This window comes from Campylobacter vulpis, assembly GCF_014217995.1.
Taxonomy (GTDB): domain Bacteria; phylum Campylobacterota; class Campylobacteria; order Campylobacterales; family Campylobacteraceae; genus Campylobacter_D; species Campylobacter_D vulpis.
This window is the reverse complement of sequence record NZ_CP041617.1, coordinates 1,467,373-1,485,319: the sequence shown is the minus strand read 5'-3', so window position 1 is coordinate 1,485,319 and position 17,947 is coordinate 1,467,373. Positions and strand designations below refer to the sequence as shown.

Below are 17,947 nucleotides of genomic sequence, written 5' to 3'. Positions count from 1 at the left end.
TCTAAAAACTCAATTAAAATCTCACTTGCTTAGAGGAATTAATAAGAGAAAAAAATTCCTCCCTTGTTTTTTCATTTTTAAGAAAAAGTCCCCTAAGTGCTGAAGTAGAAGTTGTGGAATTTGCCTTTTGAACGCCTCTCATCTCCACACACATATGCCTTGCCTCAAGCACAACTCCAACGCCCTTAGCACCGACATTTTGCATTAGTGCTTCTGCGATTTGCTCTGTGAGTTGCTCTTGGATTTGTAAGCGTCTTGCAAAAACCTCTACTAGGCGTGGAATTTTAGAAAGTCCTACAACCTTTTTATCAGGGATATAAGCGATGTGTGCGCGCCCAAAAAAGGGTAAAAGATGATGCTCGCAAAGGCTGTAAAATTCAATATCTCTAACCAAAACCATTTCATTATTTGAGCTATCAAAAAGGGCATTATTTAAAATTTCTTTCACATCTTGTTTGTAGCCATTTGTTAAAAATTCATAGGATTTAAAGACGCGTGTAGGAGTTTTTAAAAGTCCTTCGCGTTTGGGATTTTCCCCTATGATTTCAAGCATATTTTTCACACAATTTTCAAATTTTTCTTGCAAAATTCTCTCCGTCATTCATAATTTCTTAATTTTATCATATTACTCTTTAATTTTTATGCAAGTAATAAGGAAAAATTTGCTATACTTCCAACCTGAATTTTATTTGAAGGAAAAAAATGGAAGTAAAAGCCAAGCAATTAGACTCTGTCAATGCCTCTGCAAGTGTGAAAATTCCAAGCGGAGCGATTAATACTGAAGTAGAAAATTTAGCCAAAAAAGCTTCTAAAACAATAAAAATGGACGGCTTTCGTCCGGGTAAGGTGCCTGTGAGTGCCGTTTTAAAAAGATACGAAAAAGAATTAAGAAACGATGCTGAACAAAATCTTTTTAAAAACGCCGTAGATAGTGCTTTAAGGGAACTAAAGAGAGATTTAAAGGAGCTTGTAGGTGAGCCCTATTTTGAAAAATTTGAGCGTGAAAATGGCGAAATCATCGCTGAATTAGTTCTTTCTTTCAAGCCCGAATTAAAACTTGATGGTTATGAAAAATGTATCCCTGAATTTAGCACTCCAAAAGTAAGCAAAAAAGAGCTTGATGAGAAAAAAAATGAGCTTTTAAAACGCTATGCCACGACTGAAGCGATTAAAACAAAAAGAGCTTTAAAAGAGGGTGATTATGCGAAATTTGACTTTGAAGGCTTTATAGATGGTAAGGCTTTTGATGGAGGTAAGGCTGAAAACTATGTGCTTGAAATCGGTTCTAAGCAATTTATCCCGGGCTTTGAAGAGGCGATGGTAGGTATGAAAAGCGGCGAAGAAAAGGATATTTCTGTAACTTTTCCTAAAGAATATGGAGCAGCGAATTTGGCTGGTAAAGATGCGATTTTTAAGATTAAGCTGCATGAAATTGAAGAGCTTAAACTTCCAGAATTAAACGAAGAACTTCTTAAAAAACTTCTTCCAAATGAAGAAAAAGCAAGCGAAGAACTTTTAGATGAAAAACTTAAAGAACAAATTAAAAATGAGAAATTATTTAAGCTTATTAATGAAGAATTGAAAGCAAAATTTGCGGATTCTTTAATTGAAACTTTTGAATTTGATTTGCCAAAAGGCATTTTAGAACAAGAGGTCGATATGCAGTTTAGACAAGCTTTTGCTAATTTTAACGAAGAAGAGAAAAAAGAAATTCAAAATGATAAAAATAAATATGAAGCTAAAAGAAATAGTTTTAAAGACGAGGCGAAAAAAAGTGTGAAACTTACCTTTATCATTGATGAGTTGGCGAAGCTTAGGAAAATAGAAGTAGGAGACCAAGAACTCGTTCAGGCGGTATATTTTGAAGCGTATCGCTATGGCTTTAACCCTAAAGAGCATTTAGAAAATTACAAAAAACAAGGTGCTTTACCGGCAGTAAAAATGGCTTTGATTGAAGATAAGCTTTTTAATGACATTTTTATGCCTAAAGAAAAGACGAAAAAAGAAAAGAAAGAGGATAAATAATGTATATCCCTTATGTGATAGAAAAAACAAGTCGCGGAGAAAGAAGTTATGATATTTACTCACGCCTTCTAAAAGACCGCATTATAATGCTAAGTGGCGAGATTAATGACGATGTGGCATCCTCTATCGTAGCGCAACTTTTATTTTTAGAGGCGGAGGATCCGCAAAAAGATATTTATCTTTACATTAACTCCCCAGGTGGTGTAATAACAAGTGGTTTTAGCATTTATGATACGATGAATTATATTAAACCCGATGTTTGCACGATTTGCATAGGACAAGCTGCTTCTATGGGGGCGTTTTTGTTAAGCTGTGGAGCAAAGGAAAAGCGTTTTGCTCTGCCAAATTCACGCATTATGATTCATCAGCCCTTAGGTGGGGCAAGGGGGCAAGCCACAGATATAGAAATTCAGGCAAAAGAAATTTTAAGACTTAAAACCATACTTAATGAAATCTTAGCCAAAAATACCAATCAAAAAATTGCTAAAATTGCTAAAGACACCGAAAGAGATTTTTTTATGAGTGCGGTTGAAGCTAGGGAATATGGGCTTATCGATAAGGTTTTGGAAAAAAGTTTTAAGTAGGGCAATGTGGTAAGAAAAATCATCACTTATCCAAATAAAAGGCTTTTTTTGCAGTCCTTACCCGTGGAGAAATTTGACGAAGAACTACACATCTTGCTTGATGATATGTATGAAACGATGATAGCAAGTAGCGGTGTGGGACTTGCGGCTATACAAGTTGATGTGCCTTTGAGGATTTTTATCGTTAATATTATCGATGAAAATGAAGAGCAAAAAAAAGAAGATTTGTTAGAAATTATCAATCCAGTTATAACTCCTCTTAATGACGAGCTTATCGTTTGCACGGAGGGTTGTTTGAGTGTGCCTGATTTTTTTGAAGAGGTGCAAAGATATCGCAAAATTTTAGTGAAATATCAAGACCGCTTCGGCAAAGAAAAAGAGCTTGAGGCGGAGGATTTTTTGGCTGTGGCGATTCAGCACGAAAATGACCATTTAGACGGACATTTATTTATAGAAAAGCTTTCTTTTTCTAAACGCGAAAAGTTTAATAAAGAGTTTAAAAAGCAACGCAAATTAAAAAAAGCAAATGAAAAAATTTAAATGCCTAAGCTTTAGCGATGAATTGGATTTAATCGATGTAGAAAGCGTTTTTACAAGAGGTTTGCCAAGTCTTAGCATAGTTGGTTTGCCAAATTCTGCCATTAAGGAGAGTGTGGAGAGGATTAAGGCAACTCTTTTAACTTGCGATTTTAGCTTTCCTGCTAAGAAAATTACCATAAACCTAAGTCCTTCTGGAATTCCTAAAAAAGGATCACATTTTGACCTTGCTATTGCACTTTTGATTTTACTACAAAATGAGGAGAGTTTGGACGATTTTTTTGTAGTGGGAGAGCTTGGACTTGACGGAAGTATTAAAAGCACAAATGAGCTTTTTTCCTTGCTTTTATTTTTAAGCACTAAGGTAAAAAAAGCTAGGGTGATTGTGCCTAAAAGCCTTGCTTTAAAAGCCTCAATGATACCCAATTTAGAAATTTATGGCGTAGAAAATTTATTTGAAGCTTTAGAATTTTTTAAAGAAAAAAATTATGAAAAATTTCGCCACACTCAAAGCCACCCTCTTTTTTCTAAACCTCTTTTTATCGAAAATGAGCCTTATATTAAGAATGATGAATTTGAGCTTGATTTTATCGATGTAAGAGGGCAAGAGCTTGCCAAAAAAGCCTGCATTATCGCTGCTCTTGGTATGCACAATATGCTTTTTGAAGGAAGTGCTGGAAGTGGGAAAAGTATGTGTGCTAAAAGGCTTGTTTATATTATGCCTCCGCAAAGTTTAAATGAAATTTTAGTGCAAAATGCCTATATGTCGCTAGATTCTAAGGACTGCGAATTTGCTAAAAGGCGTGTTTTTAGACATCCACATCACACTAGCACGAGGGCGAGTATTTTTGGGGGCGGAACGCTTAATGCTAAAATAGGCGAGGTCGCTCTGGCAAATGGTGGAGTGCTGTTTTTTGACGAATTTCCGCATTTTTCTAAGCAAGTCATAGAAAGCTTAAGGGAGCCTTTGGAGGATAATGAAATTCATATTTCAAGGGTCAATTCTAAAATCACTTATCAAACTAAATTTGCTTTCATCGCCGCACAAAATCCCTGCCCGTGTGGAAATTTATTTTCTAAAAATCTTGCTTGCGTTTGCACAGAAAATGAGGTAAAAAAATATAAAACACGCATTTCATCGCCTATTTTAGATAGGATAGATTTGTATGTGGCTATGGACGAGGTGAGCAAGGACGATAAGCCAAGCCTTAGCTCAAAGCAAATGAGTGAGCTTGTTTTAGAGGCGTTTTGCTTTTCTAAAAAAAGGGGGCAAAAAGAATTTAATGGTAAGTTAAAAGATGAGGATTTGAAGCATTTTTGCATTTTAAGTAAGGAAGCAAGGGAGGTGCTAGATATGGCTATATCTCGTTTTAAGCTTTCTCAACGCTCCATTAATAAAAGTTTAAAGGTCGCTAGAAGCTGTGCGGATTTAAAACAAAGTGAAATCATAGAAAAAAGTCATCTTTTGGAGGCTTTAAGTTTTAGGATTAAAGATGTATGAGGGTGTGATTTTAGCATTTATTTTATTATGTGCTTTTGTCGTGCTTTATCAAATTAAACAAAGAGAGATTTCGCTCCTCAAAAAAGATAATGAAGGTAAAAAAGAAAATTTATACAAGGCTCTTACAAGGTGTGAAATTTTAGAAAATTTACTCAAAGAAAAAGAAGCGCAACATAAAGAATTGATTTCTTTACAATTAAGAGAAAGAGAGGGTTTAAAACAAGATTATGAAAAAAACTTGAAATTTTTAGAACAAAAATTAGAAAATAATCTTCAAAAACAAAACTTAAATTATCTTAATCAAAACAAAATTATGCTCAATGAGGACATCAAAAAGCTTTTGGAGGAAATTTTTGTGCCTGTGAAAAAGAGCGTAAAAGAATATAGTGAAAGATTAAATCAAAATGAAATTAGCCTTCAAAGCAATATTAAAAATATGTTTGAATACTCTCAAAACATCAAATCAAATGCCGATAAACTCGCCACCATACTCAAGGGAGATAAAAAAATTCGCGGAAATTTTGCCGAACTTCAATTACAAAATATCCTAGAAAATAGCGGACTTATCAAAGAGGAGCAATATAAACTTCAAGCCCATTTTAAACAAGATGATAAAAGCTACATCGCCGATGCTATCGTGTTTTTAGACTCGCAAAAAAATATCATCATCGATGCGAAATTCCCTCTGCCAAATGATTTTGATTTTAGTGATTTAAACGAACGCGTTTGCAAGGATCTTGCCTTTAATCTCAAAGAGCGTATTGATGAGCTTAGCAAAAAGCCTTATGCGAAATTTAGCCCTTATACTTATGATTTTATCTTACTTTTTATCCCTTATCAAAATCTTTTAGACCTTGCCCTTAGCGTTGATGCTTCGCTGTATCAATACGCTTATAAAAAAAATATTTACCTTACCACTCCGCACACGCTTTTTATGGCACTTAACACTATAAATATTTCGTGGAGACACATTAAAAGTAATGCAAATATTCTCAAAGCTTTTGAGGAGCTTGGGAAATTTCACGATAAATTTGCGGGGGTTTTGGAGGATTTTGATAAGCTTAAAAATGCAAGTAAAAGCCTTAATACTCAAATAGAAAATATGCAAAATAAGCTTTTTTCAGGCACTGGGAATTTAAGCTCAAGGGTTCTTAAGCTTAAAGATTTGGGTGCAAAAACACAAAAAAGCTTAGAAAAATGGAGTGATGATGAAAGCCGTGGTTAAGCAAAGCACTAATCTTGATTTAAGAGCTGTTCGTTTAGGGCTTGATGAGCTTATTTTAATGGAAAATGCTGGCATAGCCTTAGCAAAATTAATCAAAAAAGAGCGTAAAAAACTTCAAAATAAAAGGGTGCTTTTTTTGCTAGGTGGGGGGAATAACGCTGCTGATGGGCTTGTAGCACTGCGTCATCTTAAAAAAGCTAAGGCTTACAAAATGGGTTTTAAAGAAAATGCTATGTTTTTAAAACAAGAGCAAATTTTAAAAAACTATGGCTTTTCTTTTTTAAAAAAAGAGCCTAAAATAAAGCGTTATGGTGTGATAGTAGATTGTATTTTTGGGAGCGGCTTTAAGGGGAATTTGGACGCAAAAACGGCAAATTTTTTAAAAAAAATTAATCAGCATAAAGCCCTTAAAATCGCCTGTGATATACCCACTGCTTTGGGAAGTGAAGTTTGCTTTAAAGCGGACATTACGCTTAGTATGGGAGCATTTAAAGAGCTTTTACTAGAGGATTTTGCGAAAGAATTTGTAGGGAAGCTCAAACTCGCAAAACTTGGAATTTCACATAGACTTTTTACACATAAAACTAAAAGTTATTTGCTTGAAAAAAAGGATTTGACACTCATTAAAAGAAAGGCTGGGACAAATAAGGGAGATTACGGACATATCGCCGTAGTAGGTAATGGGGGAGCAGCGAATTTAGCAGGACTTGGAGCTTTAAATTTTGGAGCGGGATTAGTTTCTCTTGTAAAGGAAAAGTCAAATTCGGCACTTTTAATGCAAAAAGAAAATTTGAATTTTAACTTTAACGCTGCCGCACTTGGAATGGGACTTTTAAATTTAGAACTTTTAAAAGATGAGAATTTAAGCAAAAAGCCCTTAATTTTAGATGCTAATGCCTTTTTAGATGAGGCTATTTTACCCTTTTTGCAAAAAGAAGATGTGGTTTTAACTCCGCATCCTAAAGAATTTACAAGACTTTTTAAAATGTGCTTTAAACAGGATTTAAATGTGCAAGATTTACAAAAAAATCGCTTTTTTTACGCCCAAAAATTCACCCAAACATACCCTTGCATTTTAGTTTTAAAGGGTGCGAATACGATTATTTCACAAAAAGATGAATGCTTTATCGTCAATTTAGGCTGTGCAAATTTAGCAAAAGGCGGAAGTGGCGATGTTTTAGCAGGTATGATAGCTGCACTTTTAGGAGCTGGGTTTAGTCCTCTAAAAGCCGCTAAAAACGCCGTTTTAGCACACGCTCTTACTTCAAAAGCGTATCGCTTTAACGCAAATAGCTTTGATGCTTTAAAACTGATAAAAGGACTAAAATGCTTGTAAAACTTGCCATACTTTTTAGCGGAAATGGGAGTAATTTGGAAAATCTTTTAAGCAAACTTCATCAAAAAACTTTTGGTAAAACGCATTTTGAAGTGGTGCTTTGTTTGTGTAATAAAAAAGACGCTTATGGCATAGAAAGAGCTAGGAAATTTGGACTTGAGAGCGTGATTATTGAACACAAAGATTTTAAAAGTCGCGAGGAATTTGATAAGGCTTTGGTAGAGCGAATTCGGCAAAGTGGGGCAGATTTAACAATTTTAGCAGGTTTTATGCGAATTTTAAGTTCTGTTTTTACGCAAAATATAAAAGCGATTAATCTCCACCCCTCACTTTTGCCTCTTTTTAAGGGTGCAAATGCCATAAAAGAAAGCTTTCAAAGCGATATGAAAGTCGCTGGAGTGAGTGTGCATTGGGTCAGTGAGGAACTGGACGGAGGAAAAATCATCGCACAAAAAGCCTTTGAAAAGAAAAATTTAAGTTTTGAGGAATTTGAAGCACAAATTCACGCTTTAGAATATGAGCTTTTGCCTCAAAGCGTAATTGAGCTTTTTGATAAATCTTAAAATGTTTTCATTTATCTTGTAAAAAGAAATTTAAAAAGCTTATACCTAGTTTTCACTAGGTATAAACTAAAATTTTTTAAAACTTCTTCTTCTTCACATCTTCAAGGATATTTGTAGCGATGTCGCTTACTGTGTTAGAGATGATGGCACTTTCATTAGCAATTTCCACATTATCCTTAGTGGTTTGGTCTATTTGAGCCACACTTTCATTAATCTGTGTAATACCAGCAGTTTGTTCCTTAATGCTTTCTGCCATATCATTGATAGATTGAACAAGTAAGTTAGTATTTGCTTCTATCTCACTTAAAGACTTTTGGGTTCTTTCAGCTAGTTTTCTCACTTCATCAGCCACGACGGCAAAGCCTCTTCCGTGTTCTCCTGCACGTGCTGCTTCTATGGCAGCATTAAGGGCTAGAAGATTGATTTGATCAGCTATATCACCTATAATGCCTGTAACATTTTTAATCTCTTCACTTTGAGTAATCACATCACTGGTTTTTTGAGAGACATTTTGCATAGAGGAGGTAATCTCTTCTAAAGCAGCAGCAGTTTCTTCTAAAGAAGCAGCTTGAGAATTTGAGCTTGAAGTTAAATTTTGCACAGCGTTTTGAAGTTTGGAGCTTTCATTGGCTAAAGAATTTGCAAAATCAGAACTTTGTTTAAGCATTTTGATGATTTCTTCGCCTAGGGCATTAGTGGTTACTTCTACACTACCTGTGGCATTTTCTATTTTGTTTCTAAAATCTAAGCTTTTAAATTCTTCAAAGATAGAGTGGATTTTATTCATATCTTTACCCACTTTAGTTTGTAAGACATCAAGGAGATTATTAAGCACACTTTTAAGTTCTATGAGTTGTGGGTTTCTAGGATTAGCTGTGATTCTTGCTGTTAAATCTCCGTTTTCAACTATGCCTACTGTGGTAACACTTTCTTTAACAGCTTGTTTATCTTGGTCTAAGCCTTCTTTGGTGGCTTGAATGTTTTGGTTAATGGCGGCTGCCATTTGACCGAATTCATCATTTGTTTTTATGTTGATGGTGGAGATATCTTGTGTTTTATGATTGATGAAATCAAAGAAGGAGTTGAGACCGGATTGGATAGTTATAAGTGGAGAAAGATATTTTGATACGATAAAATATAAGAAAAGCACACTGGCAATACTTGTAATAATCACAATCGCAATTTGTATAAATGCTATTTTATACACTGGAGCTTTTATTTGATCTACGGATTCTCCAATACAAGCAGTGTAAAAATCAGAAACCTTTACGCATATACCAAATCTTTCTTGACCATTTTTTGTTACGTATTCAAAAGGTTCAAAATCTGCTTTATTTTTCGCAATATCTGCAAAAAATTTAATGTCATAATTTGGATTTAAAAGAGTTTTATCAGTGGAAACAAATACCTTATCTTCATTATCAAGCACGAAAGTTCTACCCGGTAAATTTTCAAATTCTGTTTGCAAGTCAGTTACAAGCACATCAAAAGCTAAAACACCTAAAAATTTATCATCTTTATAAAGTGGGATAGAATATGTAAAACAAGGCAAATTTGTAGTTACATCAATGTATGATGCGGTAGTGTAGGCTTTATTTGCTTTGACTGCTTCTATAAAGTATTCTCTCGTTCTAGCATCGTAATTATCAGCCTTTCCATAAATTCCAAAATCTATTTTTTTTGCATCAGAATCAGAATCGCTTACAACAAGTTCCCCATTTGGTTGAGCGATATAAACGGCTAAAAATCCCCCAGCATCTCTAAAGTCTTTTAAATCTTTTCCAATGTAACGCATTAAAGCTTCTTGGCTATCTAATTGTTCTATAGGGCGTTTTAAAATGCTTTTGGCTAAATTTTCAAGAGCTGAAGAATTTCTAGCTTTAAAAGTTTCCATAGAATTTTTAGCTGTTTTAACATAGTTTGTTTCAGCCTTTAAAACTTCTTCAAACAAAGCTTCTTTTACAAACATAAAGGTAATTACACCCAAAATAACCAAACACGCTACCGCGATTAAATTTGCGATCAACGCAACCTTTAATTTTACGCTCTTCATAAATAAATGCTCCTTTTTAAAATATTTATACAATTAAGCCTCGAATATAGGCTCTAAAAGTGTATCTAAATAGGCATTTGCATCAAATTCATACAAATCGTCCATTTTCTCCCCCACACCCACATAAAAAATAGGTAGTTCAAGCTCTCTAGCTATGCTAAAAAGGGCACCCCCCTTTGCTGTGCCATCAAGCTTAGTGATAATCACTCCATCAAGTTTAACAAGCTCATTAAAAGCTTTAGCTTGTAAAATCCCCGCATTACCTTGTGTGCCATCAAGCACGAGAATTTTTCTATGCGGAGCCTTTATCATAGCTTTTTCGCAAATTCTTACGATTTTTTCGAGTTCGTTGGCTAAATTTTTTTGATTTTGTAATCTGCCCGCTGTGTCTAAAATCACTCTATCAAACTCCCTTGCTTTAGCCTTTGAAATGGTATCAAAAGCTACGGCTGATGGATCGTGTCCTTGATTTGAAAGAACGATTTGAACGCCTATTTTCTCAGCCCATAAACGAAGCTGTTCTATCGCTCCTGCACGAAAGGTATCGCAAGCTCCTAAGATAACCTTTTGTCCTTGTTTTTTATATAAATTTGCAAGTTTAGCTATGCTTGTAGTTTTGCCTGCTCCATTGACGCCTAAAATAAGCTCTACAAAAGGTTTTTGCATATCAAATTCGGGTTTTTCATAAAGAAAATATGCCCCCATCACGCGTTTTAAATCCTCTTTTTTTACCTCTTCGCCCGGAGGAAGATAGTAGATAATTTCTTCAACAATTTCATAAGTCACATCAGCTTCAAGCAAAATTTCTTCTAATAAATCTTTAGAAATTTTGTGATTTGCCTTTGTTTTTGTGATATTTTCTAAAGTTTTTGCTAAGCTTTTCTTGAAAAAATTTAGCATTATATTGCCTCTAAAATGTCGATTTCAAGCATTTCCACAGGCACAACACCTAAATAATGTTTAAATAATTCTCCATTTTTCGCAAATAAAAACATTGTAGGAATTCCGCTTATCCCACCTAAAGCCTTAGCAAAAAGATAATTTCCTTCACCACTAGCGATTTTGTAGTTTAAATGATTTTGCGCACTGAAAACAGCCAGGTCTTCGGGATTTTTATCCTCAAGTAAAATGCCTACAATTTGAAGTTGATCTTGGTATTTTTCTCTAAGCTTATTTAAATGTGGCACTTGAGCGATACAAGGCTTACACCAAGTGGTAAAAAAGATGAAAAGAGTAGCCTTGTTTTGCGTGTCAAATTTTATTTTTCCTTCTTTGACTTGGATAAACAAGGAGGTGTTATCGTTTAAATTTAAATCAAAATTATAACTTTCTCCTTGAGTAAGGCTTGCTTCCGTTGTAGAATTAAAATCTTTCATTTCTTTTTCTTCATTACTACACGCTGTAAAAAACAATAATAAAATAAGCGTTAAAAATATCTTTTGCATTAAATTTAGCTTTCCCTTTTGCCATAAAATGCTAGAATTATACGAAGTAAGAGTAAATAAAGGATAGAGATGCAAAAAGAACTTTTTAGGCAAGTTCAAAAAAGAAGATTAAAGCAAAATGCTCGGTCGCACTACAAAAAAGATTATGCCATTTTTAAAGAAAGTCTCAATATTATCCAGCTTTATAAGGCAAAAAATGTGCTTATTTTTTTACCCTTACAATATGAGCCAAATTTGTTGCGTTTTCGTAGAATTTTAAGTCAAAATTGCAAACTTTTTGTTCCATTTATGCAAGATAAAAGTTTAAAAGTTGTAAAATTGAGACTGCCTTTTTCAAAAAAAAGGTTTGGGGTTTTAGAGCCTAATAATTCTTTTTGTCAAACTTCGCTTGATTTGGCTTTTGTGCCTGTCATAGGCGTGGATAGGGCAATGAAAAGAATAGGACATGGCGAGGGTTTTTATGATAGATTCTTTGCAAATTTAAAACATAAACCCTTAGTCGTTTTTGTGCAAAGTATCACAGCTTTAAGTAGCGAAAAAATTACGCAAAAACACGATATTAGCGCGAAATTTTATCTAAGCCCTAATAAAAAATATTTTAAGAAAGATTTGAAAAATGATAGCATTAATCGCATGTATCGCCGCTTTAATCGGTGTGGGAGTTGGGTATTTAGTCGCTAAAAAAATTAACGATGCTAAACACGAAATTTTTGTTGAACAAGCAAAGGCTAAGGCAAAAGCTATAGAATACGAAGCCGAGCTTGTTTTAAAAGACGCTAAAAATTCTGTCTTAAATGCTGAACTTGAGGCAAAAAAACGCTATGAAGATAAGGTGCATAAAAATCAAAAAGATTTTAACCATAAACTTGATGAACTCCACAAAAAAGAGCAAAAACTTTCGCATTATGAAGAGCAAATGCGTATCCAAGAAGAAGAAATTTCTAAAAGTAAAAGAGCGATTCAAGATTTGCACGATGATGGCTTAAAGCTTAAAAAACTCTATCAAGATAAGCTCGATGAAGCTTTAAGAGTGCTTGAACACTCAGCTGGTTTAACACAAAATGAGGCGAAAAATTTGCTTTTACAAAAGGTCGAGGAAAATTCCCGTGCTGAAATCGCCCACATCGTGCGTAAGTATGAGGAAGAGGCTAAGAGTGAGGCGAAAAGAAGGGCAAATTATATTATCGCACAGGCGACTTCGCGTTTTGCGGGAGAATTTGCAGCGGAAAGGCTTATTAATGTCATTAATATTAAAAATGATGAGTTAAAGGGCAGAATTATAGGCAAAGAAGGGCGTAATGTCAAAACGCTTGAAATGGTTTTAGGCGTAGATATTATCATCGATGATACGCCCGGAGCCATCATTGTGAGCTGTTTTAATCTTTATCGCCGTGCCATTGCGACTAAGGTCATTGAGCTTTTGGTCGAAGATGGACGCATACAGCCTGCGCGTATCGAAGAAATTTATGAAAAAGTTTGTAAAGAATTTGAAAATAGCATTTTAGAAGAGGGGCAAACCATCATTATGGATTTAGGACTTGGTAAAATGCACCCTGAAATCGCAAAATTAATCGGCAAACTTAAATACCGCGCAAGTTACGGACAAAATGCTCTTGCACACTCCTTAGAAGTGGCACATTTAGCAGGAATTATCGCTGCGGAGTGTGGAGGTGATGAGAATTTAGCAAGAAGGGCGGGGATTTTACACGATATAGGAAAGGCTTTAACGCACGATTTTGAAGGCTCTCATGTGGATTTAGGAGCGGAGCTTTGTAAGCGTTATAAAGAACACCCTGCTGTGATTAACGCTATTTACGCACATCACGGACACGAAGAGGCTTTAAGCATAGAATGTGCGGCTGTGTGTGCGGCTGATACGCTTAGTGCGGCAAGACCGGGTGCTAGACGCGAGGTTTTAGAAGCCTTTTTAAAGAGAGTTAATGAGCTTGAAGAAATCGCTAAAAGTAAAGAGGGGATTAAAAATGCTTATGCGATTAATGCGGGGCGTGAGATTAGAGTGATCGCTAATGCAAAACTTGTCAATGACGATGAGGCAACGTTTTTAGCTAAGGAAATCGCTGCCGAAATTCAAGACAAAATGCAATATCCGGGCGAAATTAAAGTCAATGTCATACGCGAATTAAGAGCCGTAGAATACGCAAAATAGGACACTTATGCAAGATATGATTGACACGCTTTTGCGTTATGGTTATGTGATTTTATTTATATATTCTTTGGGTGGCGGTATGGTGGGAATTTTAGCGGCTGGAGTATTAAGCTCACTGGGGAAAATGGAACTTCACTGGTGCATTTTAATCGCCTTTATAGCAAATGCTTTAGGCTCAAGTTTGCTTTATATAATGGGAAAATATGGAAAAAAAGACTTAATGCCTTATTTTAAAAAGCACCGCCGCAAACTCGCTCTTGCTATGCTTAAAATGAAACAATACGGCACAATCTTACTCATCATACAAAAATTTATTTACGGCTTAAAAACCTTTATCCCCATAGCCGCAGGGCTTGCAAAATATGATTTTAAAAAATTTCTTTTTGTAAATACCTTAGCCAGTTTGCTTTGGGCTGTGCTTTTGGGCTATGTGGCTTTTAGTTTTGGCTATGTGGTGGAGAAAATTTTTGAGAAATTTGGGCAGTATTCTTATGCTACGCCTTTATTTTTAGTGCTTTTGGTGGCACTTATTTGGTTTTATCTTTCACGCTTTTCTAAAAAATAATGTTTTTGAGAAATTCTTTTTTAAAACCTATAAAAGAATTTCTTTTTTTAATCTTAGCTTGTGTAGTGATTTTTCTTTTTAATTTAGGCTTAGAATATCAAAATTTTTTAAGCTTTAAGGAGCAAAGACACTTTTTTATTGAAGAAGCAAGACTTGAAAATATTCAAGAAAAATTAAGAAAAAATGGCAGAAAATATTTTGTCTTAAAGCTAAAGACTGCGGATTTTAGCTTTTATACCACAACCTATAAGGATTTAAATTTAAGCAAAAATGAGTTTTTAAGCTTAAGAATTATAAATGAAAACATCAGTTTTAAAGACTATCTTGCGAAGAGTTTTTACGCTCCAAGTTATGATTTTAAAATTCTAGCTAAGAGGGAAGAAAATGCTATCATTAGCTATTTTTTAAACCAGCACGAAAATGAAAAAATGCGTGAATTTTACGGCGCACTCTTTTTTGCTAAAAGTGTTTCAAAAGAATTAAGAAATGATGTTAATCACTATGGCATAGCTCACTTAATCGCCATTAGTGGCTATCATATCGGGCTTTTGTTTAGTTTGATTTTCTTTTTTTTAGCACCACTTTATGGTTTCTTTCAAAGGCGTTATTTTCCTTACCGCAATTTAAGATTTGATTTAAGTATTTTGATTTTTATTTTGCTCTTTTTTTTATGCGTATTTAATAGGCTTTGTGCCAAGTTTTACACGCTCTTTAGTGATGGCTCTTTTTGGCTTTTATTTACTCACAAAAAATATTAAAATTCTAAGCTTTTTTAACCTTTTTTTATGTGTGCTAATTTGCCTTAGTTTGTATCCAAATTTACTTTTTAGCGTAGGCTTTTTCTTTTCTATTTTAGGTGTATTTTATATCTTTTTATACTTGCATCATTTTGCGAATTTTTTTGGGGTTTTGACAAATCTTATTTTGATTAATCTTTGGACCTTTTTGGCTATGATTATCCCTGTGCTTTATTTTTTTCCTCTCATTTCTTATCAGCAGTTTTTGGCTATTTTTTTAAGTCTTGTTTTTGTGCTTTTTTATCCTTTGGTTTTACTTTTGCATTTAGCCTCGGTAGGGTTTTTATTTGATAGTTTTTTACTTGAATTTTTTGCCTTTAAGTTTTATTCTACAAATTTCATTGTGCCTTTTTGGGCTTTTTGTTCTTATCTTTTACTTGGCTTGTTTGGAATTTATTTTAGAGCTTTGGCGTTTTTTGGCATTTTGCTTAATCTTATCCCCTTCATTTTCATTTAAAAAAAAGCAAAATTTCAGTCCAAAAAGATAAATCACCCAAGAAATATAAATCCAAATAAAAAAGAAAAGTATGGTTGAAAAAGAGCCATAAACACTTGCATAAGTCTTATTATAAACGACATAATACACAAATAAATTCTTACTTACATACCAAATCGCTCCCGCACAAAAGGAAGTTAGAGCGAGATTTTTAAGACTTGCTTGATGCAAAGAGCTTGAATAAGAGATGAAAAATAAAGCCCAAATGATGACAAAGGGTAAAATTTCAAAAAAATTAAAGCCGATATGATAATCATCTAAAGCTTTTTGAATAAAAGAAGAAACATAAAAACTAAGTCCTAAGCCAAGCGGCACGAGGGTTAGCAAAGTCCAATAAGAACTAATGCTCGTCCAAAGTCCTTTTGGTTCATTTTGCGTGATACGGTTGATAACAAAGTCATAGCCCGAAAAAAAGGCAAGAGAAGTAAAAGCCATAGCGATGAGTCCCACGATGCCAAGATTAACGCTATTTTTTAAAAAACTATCTAAATAAGTGGCGACTAAGTCCTGCTGGGCAGGGATAAGAAAGGTAAAAATCACACTTTTAGCCCTTTCATAATGTGCCTCAAAGCTTGGAATTTGCGTAAAAACAGAAAAACAAACGAATAAAATAGGGATTAAAGACAAGATAGAATAAAAACTAAGGGAAGCGGAGTAATTTAAAATTTCCTTATCCCTTAAGGTTAATAAAAATTTAAAAATGCGTTTCATTACTATCCTTTAATGAATTGATGAAATTAAGCCTAGTTTATTAAGCAAAGAATAAGCTGTCATAGTGATAGAAAGAGCATAAACGACAAGCAAAATTTTAAAATGTGAAGAAAGATGCATTTTTTCCATAATCTTAATCCCTATAAAAACGCCTATCATCGACGCTACACCTACAATAAAACCTTTTTGTGCAAGTTCGTAATGAATAATTCCAACATTTATAAAAGAAAAAAGTCCTGCCAAAGAAGCAAATATAACAAAAAATAAAGAAATAGGCACGACTCTTTTATTATCATAGCCCAAAAAATACGCTAGAATAGGGGCGATTAAAAGTCCGCCACCTATGCCTAAAGAGATAGCAAAAATTCCCGTAAAAGCCCCTGCAGCAAATAAAATAGTGTTTTTAGCAAATTTACTTCTTTGGGTGTGATTTGTTGTGTTTTTCACCCCGAAAGCATATTTTAGAAAAAAGGCGAAACTTACACATAAAAATATAGTCGTTAGGGCAATATCGCTAAGATGACTTACTAAAACCCCACTAAAACTTGCTCCCAAAAGCCCCCCAAGCCCTATATAAATGCCGTCTTTGAAATTTAAATTTTTCTTTTTGTGATTGATATAAGAACCAAAAATGGCAGCAAAAATCATCTGCACCACAGAAATCGCCACAGCCTGATGTGAGCTAATGCCTAAAAATAGCATAGTAGGAACGATAATCATACCCCCTCCTATGCCAAAAAGCCCAGAAGCTATGCCAGAAATTATCCCTACTAAAAAATAAGGCAAAATTGCCAAGTCCATTATTCTCCTTTGATTAAAAGGAGGATTTTACAAAAAAGCAGTTAAAATAGTCTTAAAATTCAATTTTTATGAAATTTTGTAAAAATAAGCAAAATTAAAGTTCTATTTAAATAAAATATGCGTTTTTTGTGAGTTACTTTGTAAAAAAGTATTTTCAAAATTTGGCATTTGTTTTGAAAATAGTTGGCTTCAAGCCTCGCTTACAAGAAATGAAAATGCGAATTTATGATAAGGAGCTTAACGATGAAAGTGAGACCTTCCGTTAAGAAAATGTGCGATAAGTGCAAAGTGGTGCGTCGTAAGGGCGTTGTTCGCATTATTTGCGAAAATCCAAAACATAAACAAAGACAAGGATAAATATGGCTCGTATTGCAGGTGTTGATTTACCAAAGAAAAAGAGAGTTGAGTATGGACTAACCTACATTTATGGTATAGGGCTTTTCACTTCAAGGAAAATTTTGGATAAGACAGGAATTTCTTATGACAAAAGAGTCCATGAATTAAGTGAAGACGAGGCAGCAGCGATTCGTAAAGAAATCCAAGAAAACTATATGGTTGAGGGTGATTTAAGAAAGCAAGTGGCTATGGACATTAAGGCTTTGATGGACTTAGGAAGTTTTAGAGGCTTAAGACATAGAAAAGGTCTTCCTGTGCGTGGGCAAAAGACAAAAACTAATGCTAGAACACGCAAAGGCAAAAGAAAAACAGTCGGCGCGAAATCATAAGGATAAAAAATGGCAAAAAGAAAAATTGTAAAGAAAAAAATCGTTAAAAAAAATATCGCCAAAGGTATCGTTTATATCAGTGCGACTTTTAACAATACTATGGTTACGGTTACTGATGAAATGGGAAATGCTATCGCTTGGGCGAGTGCAGGAGGACTAGGTTTTAAGGGTTCTAAAAAATCCACTCCTTACGCCGCACAGCAAGCCGTAGAAAGTGCCTTAACTAAGGCTAAAGAACACGGCATTAAAGAAGTTGGCATTAAAGTGCAAGGACCAGGAAGCGGTAGAGAAACTGCTGTAAAAAGTGTCGGTGCTATGGAGGGTATCAAGGTGCTTTTCTTAAAGGACATAACCCCATTAGCTCACAATGGTTGCAGACCACCTAAACGCCGCCGCGTCTAAGAATAAAGGAGAGT

At 34.5% G+C, this 17,947-nt stretch carries 19 protein-coding genes and 1 pseudogene; 14 read left to right on the top strand and 6 right to left on the bottom strand.

What is annotated here, in order from left to right:
* Positions 1–13 precede the first annotated feature (13 nt).
* Positions 14–586 carry a GTP cyclohydrolase I FolE gene (gene folE, locus CVULP_RS07640; RefSeq protein WP_099461614.1) on the bottom strand — a complete coding sequence of 191 codons (573 nt, stop codon included), beginning with the start codon at positions 584–586 and terminating at the stop codon, positions 14–16.
* A gap of 116 nt (positions 587–702) precedes the next feature.
* Here folE and tig point away from each other — a divergent pair, with 116 nt between their 5' ends.
* From tig to purN, 7 genes are read left to right on the top strand one after another with little or no spacing between them, the layout of a single operon-like run.
* Entirely contained in the window at positions 703–2,025 is a 1,323-nt protein-coding gene (gene tig / locus CVULP_RS07635; protein ID WP_099507327.1) for a trigger factor, read from the top strand.
* Positions 2,025–2,609, top strand: a complete 585-nt coding sequence (gene clpP / locus CVULP_RS07630) for an ATP-dependent Clp endopeptidase proteolytic subunit ClpP (RefSeq protein WP_099461611.1) — start codon at positions 2,025–2,027, stop codon at positions 2,607–2,609. The genes tig and clpP overlap by 1 nt, the downstream gene beginning before the upstream one ends.
* A 6-nt stretch (positions 2,610–2,615) precedes the next feature.
* Positions 2,616–3,149 carry a peptide deformylase gene (gene def / locus CVULP_RS07625; RefSeq protein WP_099461610.1) on the top strand — a complete coding sequence of 178 codons (534 nt, stop codon included), beginning with the start codon at positions 2,616–2,618 and terminating at the stop codon, positions 3,147–3,149.
* Positions 3,136–4,647: a YifB family Mg chelatase-like AAA ATPase gene (locus CVULP_RS07620; protein ID WP_099461609.1), complete on the top strand. Its 1,512-nt coding sequence runs from the start codon at positions 3,136–3,138 to the stop codon at positions 4,645–4,647. The genes def and CVULP_RS07620 overlap by 14 nt, the downstream gene beginning before the upstream one ends.
* Positions 4,640–5,872, top strand: a complete 1,233-nt coding sequence (locus CVULP_RS07615; RefSeq protein ID WP_099507326.1) for a DNA recombination protein RmuC — start codon at positions 4,640–4,642, stop codon at positions 5,870–5,872. Before CVULP_RS07620 ends, CVULP_RS07615 begins: the two co-directional genes overlap by 8 nt.
* Complete coding sequence (locus CVULP_RS07610) at positions 5,856–7,208, top strand: NAD(P)H-hydrate dehydratase (protein ID WP_099507325.1); 1,353 nt, start codon at positions 5,856–5,858, stop codon at positions 7,206–7,208. Before CVULP_RS07615 ends, CVULP_RS07610 begins: the two co-directional genes overlap by 17 nt.
* Complete coding sequence (gene purN / locus CVULP_RS07605) at positions 7,199–7,771, top strand: phosphoribosylglycinamide formyltransferase (RefSeq protein WP_099507324.1); 573 nt, start codon at positions 7,199–7,201, stop codon at positions 7,769–7,771. The genes CVULP_RS07610 and purN overlap by 10 nt, the downstream gene beginning before the upstream one ends.
* 76 nt (positions 7,772–7,847) lie before the next feature.
* Here the strand turns inward: purN and CVULP_RS07600 are convergent, their stop codons facing one another.
* From CVULP_RS07600 to CVULP_RS07590, 3 genes are read right to left on the bottom strand one after another with little or no spacing between them, the layout of a single operon-like run.
* Positions 7,848–9,824: a methyl-accepting chemotaxis protein gene (locus tag CVULP_RS07600; RefSeq protein WP_265415663.1), complete on the bottom strand. Its 1,977-nt coding sequence runs from the start codon at positions 9,822–9,824 to the stop codon at positions 7,848–7,850.
* A gap of 33 nt (positions 9,825–9,857) precedes the next feature.
* Positions 9,858–10,724 (bottom strand): signal recognition particle-docking protein FtsY, encoded by an 867-nt coding sequence (ftsY, locus tag CVULP_RS07595; RefSeq protein WP_099507185.1) that lies wholly within the window; start codon positions 10,722–10,724, stop codon positions 9,858–9,860.
* The gene (locus CVULP_RS07590; RefSeq protein ID WP_099507186.1) at positions 10,724–11,269 is read right to left on the bottom strand and encodes a TlpA family protein disulfide reductase; all 546 of its coding nucleotides are present in this window, start codon (positions 11,267–11,269) and stop codon (positions 10,724–10,726) included. Before CVULP_RS07590 ends, ftsY begins: the two co-directional genes overlap by 1 nt.
* 69 nt (positions 11,270–11,338) lie before the next feature.
* Between CVULP_RS07590 and CVULP_RS07585 the strand changes: the two genes are divergently transcribed.
* The 4 genes and pseudogenes from CVULP_RS07585 to CVULP_RS07570 all read left to right on the top strand — a co-directional run bounded on the left by CVULP_RS07585 (position 11,339) and on the right by CVULP_RS07570 (position 15,255).
* The gene (locus CVULP_RS07585; RefSeq protein WP_099461338.1) at positions 11,339–11,950 is read left to right on the top strand and encodes a 5-formyltetrahydrofolate cyclo-ligase; all 612 of its coding nucleotides are present in this window, start codon (positions 11,339–11,341) and stop codon (positions 11,948–11,950) included.
* The gene (gene rny / locus CVULP_RS07580; RefSeq protein ID WP_099461339.1) at positions 11,886–13,436 is read left to right on the top strand and encodes a ribonuclease Y; all 1,551 of its coding nucleotides are present in this window, start codon (positions 11,886–11,888) and stop codon (positions 13,434–13,436) included. Before CVULP_RS07585 ends, rny begins: the two co-directional genes overlap by 65 nt.
* 7 nt (positions 13,437–13,443) lie before the next feature.
* Positions 13,444–14,001 carry a DedA family protein gene (locus tag CVULP_RS07575; protein ID WP_099461340.1) on the top strand — a complete coding sequence of 186 codons (558 nt, stop codon included), beginning with the start codon at positions 13,444–13,446 and terminating at the stop codon, positions 13,999–14,001.
* Positions 14,001–15,255, top strand: a pseudogene (locus CVULP_RS07570) (ComEC/Rec2 family competence protein). Before CVULP_RS07575 ends, CVULP_RS07570 begins: the two are co-directional and overlap by 1 nt.
* Here CVULP_RS07570 and CVULP_RS07565 read toward each other — a convergent pair.
* Both CVULP_RS07565 and CVULP_RS07560 read right to left on the bottom strand, forming a co-directional pair.
* The gene (locus CVULP_RS07565) at positions 15,172–16,005 is read right to left on the bottom strand and encodes a YihY/virulence factor BrkB family protein (RefSeq protein ID WP_099507184.1); all 834 of its coding nucleotides are present in this window, start codon (positions 16,003–16,005) and stop codon (positions 15,172–15,174) included. The pseudogene CVULP_RS07570 and the gene CVULP_RS07565 sit on opposite strands and share 84 nt — an antisense overlap.
* 9 nt (positions 16,006–16,014) lie before the next feature.
* A complete protein-coding gene (locus CVULP_RS07560) occupies positions 16,015–16,806 on the bottom strand; it encodes a sulfite exporter TauE/SafE family protein (protein ID WP_099461343.1) in 792 nt (263 codons plus the stop codon).
* 243 nt (positions 16,807–17,049) lie between these two features.
* On the opposite strand from CVULP_RS07560, the gene rpmJ reads away from it, so the two are divergent.
* Genes rpmJ through rpsK form a run of 3 tightly spaced genes read left to right on the top strand, consistent with a single transcriptional unit; the run spans position 17,050 to position 17,933 of the window.
* On the top strand, positions 17,050–17,163 hold the full coding sequence (gene rpmJ / locus CVULP_RS07555; protein ID WP_002781429.1) for a 50S ribosomal protein L36: 114 nt from the start codon (positions 17,050–17,052) through the stop codon (positions 17,161–17,163).
* A gap of 2 nt (positions 17,164–17,165) precedes the next feature.
* Positions 17,166–17,531: a 30S ribosomal protein S13 gene (gene rpsM, locus CVULP_RS07550; protein ID WP_002824953.1), complete on the top strand. Its 366-nt coding sequence runs from the start codon at positions 17,166–17,168 to the stop codon at positions 17,529–17,531.
* Between the two features lie 9 nt (positions 17,532–17,540).
* Positions 17,541–17,933, top strand: coding sequence for a 30S ribosomal protein S11 (rpsK, locus tag CVULP_RS07545; protein WP_004277824.1), 393 nt, complete (start codon positions 17,541–17,543; stop codon positions 17,931–17,933).
* Positions 17,934–17,947: the final 14 nt, after the last annotated feature.